Genomic DNA, 7,511 nt, shown 5'->3' on the forward strand with positions numbered 1-7,511 from the left:
TCGGATACAGGCGATCTTCACCTCAAACGCCACGCCACTTGGGGAATGCAGGCTAAAGGGCGAGCGGTCTGGAACTTTCTATCCCTTCTGGAACGTCGTGACCGGCCTGATCAAGGGCGAGCGGGCACCCAAGATCATCGCGCTGGAGAACGTCCTTGGCACTTTGACCTCTCATGGCGGCCGAGACTTCGAGGCAATCTGCCGGGCCTTTGAGGAAGCGAACTATCGCTTCGGTGCGCTCGTGATCAACGCGTCGCAGTTTCTCCCTCACTCTAGACCGCGCCTGTTCGTGATTGGTGTGCACGAGAGCGTCGCGGTCGATCGAGGGCTTGTGTCTCCCGGACCGATAGAACCGTTCCACACGCCGGCCCTGCAGCGGGCAATGGACCGTGTTGGCGACGAGACGCTGCGGTCGATGGTTTGGTGGAACATCCCGTCGCCGCCCTGGCGAAACTCGACCTTCGCGGACTTTATCGAAGAGCATCCCACGAGTGTCGAGTGGCACACAGAAGCCAAGCGCGATCAGATCGTGGGCATGATGTCGGCCGTCAACCTCGCCAAGCTGGAAGCGGCCAAGCGCGCCCGCCGCCGAATGGTGGGCGGCGTGTATCGCCGCACCCGTTTCGATGAGCGCGGCAACAAGGTGCAACGTGCTGAGGTTCGCTTTGATGACGTGGCGGGCTGCCTACGCACCCCGGCTGGCGGTTCGAGTCGCCAGGTCATCATGGTGGTGGATGGCGAACGCGTGCGCACGCGCCTGATTTCGGCGCGAGAGACGGCTCGCCTGATGGGCTTAGATGACGCTTACGTGCTTCCGAAGAACTATAATGAAGCTTACCACCTGACGGGTGACGGCGTAGCGGTGCCGGTGGTCCGGCATCTGGCGGCTCATCTGTTCGAGCCACTCCTGAGTGAACAGGCCTCGAAGAAGGGTCGGTCACGATCCGCCAGACGTGCCTGATCCAGGACCCTTGTTCGGTCGCGATCCGGACGCGACGAACGTCCCGCCGTTCGAGACTGACGACCTTCGCGCCAATCTGGCGAAGTACCTCGAGACGCCTTTCTCGGATGGCAACACGCCGCCGTTGCCGGTGGGAAACTATCGGTGGGGCGTCTACGCCTTCTTCGATTACGATGGTGAGCCGATCTACGTCGGCCAGACTAACGAGCGCCTACGCACGCGCATTCGCCAGCATTTGACGAACCAAAGGACCGACGCGGTGGCGATGTCGGTGCTGGATCCGTTCGAGGTCTTCGAGATCGAAGTCTGGCCGCTGGCGGACTTGCAGATCGCGCTGCGGACCGACGCTGCGGCACGTCAAAGGCTCGATGCTCTTGAGCGATTGATCACGGCTAAGGCGGTCGAGAACTCTCAGTTCAAGGCGATCCTGAACGAGAAGGACCCGCCCCAGGGTGCTGTCACCGTGGAGGCACCGCCGTCGTTGCGCGGTCGCATCGTCTCCGATCGGGTCTTTGAAATTCGTTCTCACCCAGACTTCCGCCTGGCACGCCGCTCGCTAATCCTTTCGCGGCTCGCCCAGGTCATTTCGGAGCGCAAAGTTCAGGGCGGCTTGCGTCGTGTGCTCGTGACTCAATCCAAGCGGCTCCAGTGGCTGGCGTCGCGCCGCTACGAAGCCCTGGGCGGTGCAGCATCCGTCGCGACGGAGGCGGACGAGGACTCCGAAGGCTGAGCCGTTCGGACCTACGGTTGCGTAGCAGGTCTGGAGTCTGGAGCGGTCTCCAGTTCCGCAATTGGCGCATAGCCGCCCCTCCCTACCTCCATGGACGGAGTTTGCCTGCCGGCCCAGGCGTCTCCGCCGACACGGCCGGAGGCCGCTGCGGCGCGGGCGCGCCGGAGGCCCGGTCCTTGACGCGCCTGGGCCGGCGTTCGGCGCTTCAATCAGTCCCCCGGACTGATCAATCCCGCTTGCGCGGGACCGCTCCTCGCCGCAATCAACCATGGATTTAAGGGCGGGTGTCATCCCGCTGGGATGCTGGGCGGGCCGCGCGATGAACGTCGTCGTGAAGTTCTGGAAGGGGGCCCGCACGGCGCGGGCCTTCATGCGGGCGCAGGCGTTGCTGGTTCAGGGGCGGATCGAGGACGCCTGGAAGGTGCTGGCCAACCTGCAGATCTACACGGAGACCTTGCCGCCCCAGAACGAGGTCCGCATCGAGGTGGACATGTTCTCATCGCACGCTTGGCGCCTAGGGGACTGGAATCTGAGCCTGTTCCACGCGAAGGCCGCGGTGGCGGGGCTGCGCCACGAAGCCTCTCGCATCGCGCCGGCGACGCGCGACCACATGCTCTGCTACTGCCGCATCCTGATCGAGAGCGCCTCGTGGCAGCTGGGCGGCCCACCGCACGACGCCGGGCAGATCACCGGCGTGGCGCTGGCCGACGTGCGGCCGGAACAGGTACCGAAGGGGATTGCGCTGCGGTTCCCGATCTCACCGGTGGCGGCTTAGGGCTCGGCCTGACGGGCGGCGCTCCGGACCGCACGTCCCCACCCGGCTCGCCTGCGGCGAGGCCACCCTCCCCTCCAGGGGAGGGAATGATCAGAGCTTGTCCGCCTTCTCACGTCGACGCAGCGGGTCCTTGGGGCACCACGCGTAAGGTCCGAGGCGTCCAGCCGGCCCTCTCCCTACCGTCTCCCGCTCTTCGCGCCCGGGGCGCTCGGGGGAGAGGGGGCTGAGGGTCGGGGCTTGCGGGGCTTGGGGCGGAGGGGGGCGGTTTCGGGGGTGGCGTTGGGGTCGGCGAGCCAGGCGTCGACGGCGGCGATGAGCGGGCCGTGGCGGATCTCGCGGGCCATGTCCATGGCGATGCCGATGGTGCGGCCGAAGTCGGGGTGGGCGCGGGCCCAGTCGCGCACGGTGCGGGCGGGCGGGTGGTCCGGGCCGCGGCAGGCGGCGCCGATGGAGCCCGCCTCGAACACCGCGTCGGCGACGTCGTCGGCGATCAGGTCGCAGTAGGTCGAGCGGCGGCCGGTGCGGGGCTGGCGGGCCTCGGCGCGGACGGCTTCGAGGCGGGCGGCGAAGGCAGGGCGTTTGCGGCGCCACTGGGCGAGGGTGGTGCGGTCGGGCATCGCCGGGTCCTCGCAGATCTCGCGCAGGCTCTGGACGTGGAAGCGCTCGCAGATCTCGTCGGCGATCCTGGGCGACCAGCGGACGGAGGGGCGGCGCAGGCGCGGGACGCGGAGGTCCGGCGCGCGGCGGAGCCACTTGCGGATCGTGGGGCGGCTGGGCCAGCCGGGGGTCGCGCAGATGGCGTCGAAGGACTCGCCGGCGGCGCGGCGTTCCAGGAGGGCGGCCAGCAGCCGGCGGCGCTCGGCGGGGGTGTAGCCGGAGGGCATCGCGGGCAGGATGGCGGGCGGGTGCGTCAGATGCGGACGCACACGGGCATGAGGTCCCGCTCGGAGCATTCGTCCCAGCGGCCTTGTTGGCGTCCGCGGCCCGCCAAGAGAGGCGCCTGCTAAGCCGCCAGTCGGCGACGGCGCAGCGCGGCGCCGGCCATACCGAACCCGCCGATCATCAGCGCCCAGGACGTGGGTTCAGGAACGACGCCGCCGAAGCTCACACTCTGGATGTTGAGCGCCTCTTCAACCCCGCCCGTCGATCTGATCAGTACGGAGCTGAACGCGGACGTAGAGATGGCTCCGAAGAAGGTCGTCGGGTCGTAACCGGAAGGCGACAGACCTGTGAGTGTGAAGCTGTCGCCGTTCGAGAACTCGAAGTCGATGTCGCTGCCCTGGAACTCGCTCAGGTTCACGCCAAACGCCGTCACCGGATCGGGCAGGTTGACCCGGAAGTTCGGCGTCCCGGAGATCAACTGCTGGTGCGAAAGAACCGAGAACGCGTTGCCGCTGAAGCCGGGGCCGACCAGGAAGACATCACCGTCGCCGATGGACGCGTCGGTCAGGAACACCAGGCTTTCGAAGGGCAGGCTCACGTCCCCCGAACCGACGAAGAGGACGCCCATGTCCGGCGTGGCGACGGTCGTGACGCTGCCTACGGCAGCGCTCCAGCTCGCTTCGTCGGAGAAGATCGTCAAGGCAGCGCTCGCCGGCGCCGCCATAGACCACAGAGCCAAGGCGCCGGCCAATCCAGCCACAGTTCTCATCATGATGTCTCCCGCGGGCGGAAGCGGCCCGGACCTCTGTGTGTTGGCGGAGCAGCGTCGCTGGCGCACTCGACGCGCAGGCGCCCTTCCGGGGGCCTGCGGACGATCGATGCTCCGGTAGCCATCAGTCGGCGCCGCACATAGGCGTCAGACCTGGCCGAGCCCTCAGCTCTCATACACCCGGAGGCGCGACCAGCGGGTCCCGTGAAGCACGCGAGCGACGTGGATGTAACTCACAAGCCAGTGTTCCGGGTCAGATCGAAGCAGGGACCATGGCTGAAGGGCACGCTATCAATCCCGCTTGCGCGAGACCGCTTCTCACCGCAATCAACCATGGACTTAAGGCGCAGCATCCCGCCGGGATGCGAGGCGGGAGGAGCGGATAGTGGCTGATGACCGCGTCAAGGGGCCGGCGGCCTACTTCCCTTCGATCGAGAAGAAGTACGGTCGGCCCATCGCCGAGTGGCAAAGGCTGGTGCGCGAGCGGCTGCCGGCCAAGCACATGGAACTCGTCTCGGTGCTCAAGACCGAGCACGGAATGGGTCACGGGCACGCCAACGCGATTGTCGCCCATGTGCTTGCCGAGCGACGGGAGTGAACGCCGTCGTCAGGTTCTGAGAAGCGGTCGGGACAGCAGGCCTTCGGGTTCATCGTTTAAGCAGAGCGACTCTGCGTCCAGCGCAGCATCCCGCGGGCGGCGGGTCGCGTAACGTTGGCATGGCTGCCCCACGGCGGGCGCAGCGATGGTCTCGAAGGGAGACGTTGATGTCCAATCCGCAGAATGACGGCGCGGTCGAACTGTCTGAACGCGAATTGAGCGACGTGCAGGGCGGAATACTCATCGGGCTCCTCCTGCCGGCTGTGCAGAAGGTGCGCGAAGCGGCGGCCAGGACGTCGATCATGGCCGACGCCAGCGACATCGGCGCCGCGCGCGAGCCCGCGTAAGCTCCCGCTCACCCACGGCCGCCAGAGGCGGCTTTGCCGTCTGTCCCTCCCCTTGGAGGGGAGGGAACGGGCGTGGTGGTCAGTTTCCGCCGCCGCCGCCTTTGGCGGCCGCCGCTTCGTCCAGGCGGGCGCCGTGGAGGATGCCTGGCATCGCGTAGTTGCCCTCATGGCAGGCGTATTCGTAGATCAGCCCCTTGGCGGGCTTGAAGGAATACTCGCCCGACCAGGCCTGGGTGTAGTGCACGGGGTCCTCGACGGTGAACTGGTAGAGCAGTTCGTCCTTGCTGATCCGCGTGAACCGCTCCGTCACCTTGCCCTGCGGTGAGACGGGGGTCATGGTGCGGCCTTCCTGAACGGGGTGCACGTTCCTGGTCTCGGTGACCAGGGTGTCGCCTTCCCACCAGGCGACCGAGTCGCCGAGCCAGGGCCGGATGGCGGCCGGCCTGTGCGACGCGCGGGCCTCGGCGGCGGATGCGAAGATCGGCGCGATCCGCATATCGTTGATCATTTCGAGCTGCATCACGAAGTGGCCGGGCGTCACGAAGAAACTGTAGTTGGTGTTGCAGAGCGCGTTCAGCATCACCGGCCCGCCGGAGTCGGCATGCCCGATGAGGCAGCGCTCGCGGAGCGGCAGGTCCTCCGGCCCCTCGAAGGTGCCCTTGCCCGAACGGTATTCGGCGCCGTCCTTGATCATCAGCTTGTGGCTCGTCGGGCGGTCGCGGAACGGCATCTTGCCGTCGGCGGGGCTGGTGATGAACGACGAGCGCGCCTCGCCGCGGACGCGCATCAGCCCGTCGCCGTTGTCGATCCAGAACGCGTTGTAGCCGGCGCCGGCGTTGGAGTCCTTGAAGGCGCCCTGGCTGAGATCCGACGGTGCGTTCGAAGCTTCCTTGCGTGCGGCGACCGACTTCTCCAGCGCATCGGCCTGTTCCTTCGGCACGACGAGCTGCGGGTAACGCGCCGGGCGCTCGAGCGTCGTGAGGGTCGCGTTGGTCCAGACCCCCTCGAAATTGCGCGCCCATTCCTTTGATACGGGCGCCTTGGACTGCGCCTGGGCGAACGCCGGGCCGGCCAGCAGCGCGGCCAGCACGACGGCCGCCGTTATCGAGCCTCTTCTCATCAGATCGTCCTTCTCACGCGTTGCGCCCCAGCGCTTTGCAGAACCTGCGGATAGTTACGCCCTCCCGGGCGGCGATTGGAAGCCACGGTATGCATTTTAGCGCGCGTCCGAGCCGGACCCTAGCGAACCTCCCGCCGGGGCAGGCCGGCGGCGCGGCGGGCGGCGGCGTCGTAGTAGAAGAGCGACTGGGCGGCGAGCTCGGCGCCGTTCGGATCCTTGGCCGAGCGCAGGTAGGACGCGTAGTGGCCGTAGGCGTTGCGGCAGTGGCTGTCGCGGTCGTTGATCTGGGGCGAGAAGCGGAAGGTCGCGTAGTTCTCCAGCGTGTAGCCGGCGCAGGCGCCGTGGGGGGTCAGCCACTCCAGCCGGCCGTGCTCGGCCATGAGCGTCTCGGCCAGGGTCGGTTGCTTGGGCAGGTTGTCGTGGGCGCCGTAGGCCCCGGCGCGGACGCCCTTTTCCATCTCGTCCGCCTGGCGCAGCATTTCGGCGCGGGCCTCGGGCGTGAGGGTGGCCTTGAGTTGTTCGGCGCTGGTGCGGAGTTGTTGGGCGGCGGCCAGCATGCGCTCAGCCTGGGTCTGGGCGGCGGCGGCGGGCGCAAGCGCGGTCAAGGCCACGATAGCCAGGGCGGAAGCCAGCAGGGGGGCGAGATAGGGCAGGCGCATCCGGTCGGTCTCCGCTCAAGGTCAGGAACCGACATGTACGGCAGGACACCGGATTCGGACGAGTGGCCTCGCTGCGCCCTCCCGGGCTGAACCGCGGCGCGGCAGGCGACGGCGCGCCGCCGGTTGCGGGCGGTGGGCGGCATGGCACAATCCGTCTTCCGAAGTTGGGCGGGCGGCGCGATGCGGGCATCCAGGATCAGGATCGGGGACGACACCTTCCACTACGCGGACCAGGGGCGGGGTCCGCCGGTGGTGTTCCTGCATGGGGCGCCCGGCGACCTGCGGACCTGGCGCGACGTGATCGCCGCGCTGGGCGGCGGCTGTCGCGCGGTGGCCTATACCCAGCGGTGGTTCGGGCGCGTGGCCTGGCGGGCGGACGGGCCGCCGTTCGGGACGGCGACGCACGTGGCCGACCTGTTCGCGTTCATCGAGGCCCTGGACCTGGCGCCCGTCAGCCTGGTGGCGTGGTCCTATTCCGGCCATGTGGCGCTGAAGGCGGCGCTGGAGCGGCCGGAGCGGTTCGCCCGCGTACTGATCTACGAGCCGAGCGTGCCGACCTACGTCAGCGATCCGGCGCAGCAGGCCGCATGTGGCGCGGACGCCGCGCAACGCTTCGGCCCAGTGTTCGAGGCGCTGGGGAGGCGCGATAATCGGCTGGCGGTGCAGCGCC

The 7,511-nt window shown here is 68.1% G+C and carries 10 protein-coding genes; 6 read left to right on the forward strand and 4 right to left on the reverse strand.

Annotation, left to right across the window (positions count from 1 at the left end; genetic code table 11):
• From QZV94_RS20900 to QZV94_RS20910, 3 genes are all read left to right on the forward strand, one after another.
• Positions 1–961: DNA cytosine methyltransferase (locus QZV94_RS20900; protein ID WP_293681457.1), on the forward strand; the 961-nt coding region annotated here is incomplete at its 5' end.
• 10 nt (positions 962–971) lie between these two features.
• The gene (locus tag QZV94_RS20905; protein ID WP_293681460.1) at positions 972–1,691 is read left to right on the forward strand and encodes a GIY-YIG nuclease family protein; all 720 of its coding nucleotides are present in this window, start codon (positions 972–974) and stop codon (positions 1,689–1,691) included.
• 319 nt (positions 1,692–2,010) lie between these two features.
• The gene (locus QZV94_RS20910; RefSeq protein ID WP_293681463.1) at positions 2,011–2,466 is read left to right on the forward strand and encodes a hypothetical protein; all 456 of its coding nucleotides are present in this window, start codon (positions 2,011–2,013) and stop codon (positions 2,464–2,466) included.
• A gap of 176 nt (positions 2,467–2,642) precedes the next feature.
• Here the strand turns inward: QZV94_RS20910 and QZV94_RS20915 are convergent, their stop codons facing one another.
• Both QZV94_RS20915 and QZV94_RS20920 read right to left on the reverse strand, forming a co-directional pair.
• Positions 2,643–3,350 (reverse strand): hypothetical protein, encoded by a 708-nt coding sequence (locus QZV94_RS20915; protein ID WP_293681466.1) that lies wholly within the window; start codon positions 3,348–3,350, stop codon positions 2,643–2,645.
• Between the two features lie 119 nt (positions 3,351–3,469).
• Positions 3,470–4,048 (reverse strand): PEPxxWA-CTERM sorting domain-containing protein, encoded by a 579-nt coding sequence (locus tag QZV94_RS20920; RefSeq protein ID WP_293681469.1) that lies wholly within the window; start codon positions 4,046–4,048, stop codon positions 3,470–3,472.
• 451 nt (positions 4,049–4,499) lie between these two features.
• Between QZV94_RS20920 and QZV94_RS20925 the strand changes: the two genes are divergently transcribed.
• A complete protein-coding gene (locus tag QZV94_RS20925; RefSeq protein ID WP_367255023.1) occupies positions 4,500–4,715 on the forward strand; it encodes a DUF4287 domain-containing protein in 216 nt (71 codons plus the stop codon).
• Between the two features lie 167 nt (positions 4,716–4,882).
• Positions 4,883–5,062 carry a hypothetical protein gene (locus QZV94_RS20930; RefSeq protein WP_293681475.1) on the forward strand — a complete coding sequence of 60 codons (180 nt, stop codon included), beginning with the start codon at positions 4,883–4,885 and terminating at the stop codon, positions 5,060–5,062.
• A 79-nt stretch (positions 5,063–5,141) separates the two neighbouring features.
• Here the strand turns inward: QZV94_RS20930 and QZV94_RS20935 are convergent, their stop codons facing one another.
• Together QZV94_RS20935 and QZV94_RS20940 are read right to left on the reverse strand one after the other, a co-directional pair.
• Complete coding sequence (locus tag QZV94_RS20935; RefSeq protein WP_293681477.1) at positions 5,142–6,182, reverse strand: hypothetical protein; 1,041 nt, start codon at positions 6,180–6,182, stop codon at positions 5,142–5,144.
• Positions 6,183–6,301: 119 nt separating this feature from the next.
• Positions 6,302–6,841: a hypothetical protein gene (locus tag QZV94_RS20940; protein WP_293681479.1), complete on the reverse strand. Its 540-nt coding sequence runs from the start codon at positions 6,839–6,841 to the stop codon at positions 6,302–6,304.
• Positions 6,842–7,021: 180 nt separating this feature from the next.
• On the opposite strand from QZV94_RS20940, the gene QZV94_RS20945 reads away from it, so the two are divergent.
• A partial coding sequence (locus QZV94_RS20945; RefSeq protein WP_293681480.1) for an alpha/beta fold hydrolase occupies positions 7,022–7,511 on the forward strand: 490 nt, incomplete at its 3' end.

The organism is uncultured Phenylobacterium sp. (assembly GCF_902826855.1).
In the GTDB taxonomy this organism is placed as follows: domain Bacteria; phylum Pseudomonadota; class Alphaproteobacteria; order Caulobacterales; family Caulobacteraceae; genus Phenylobacterium.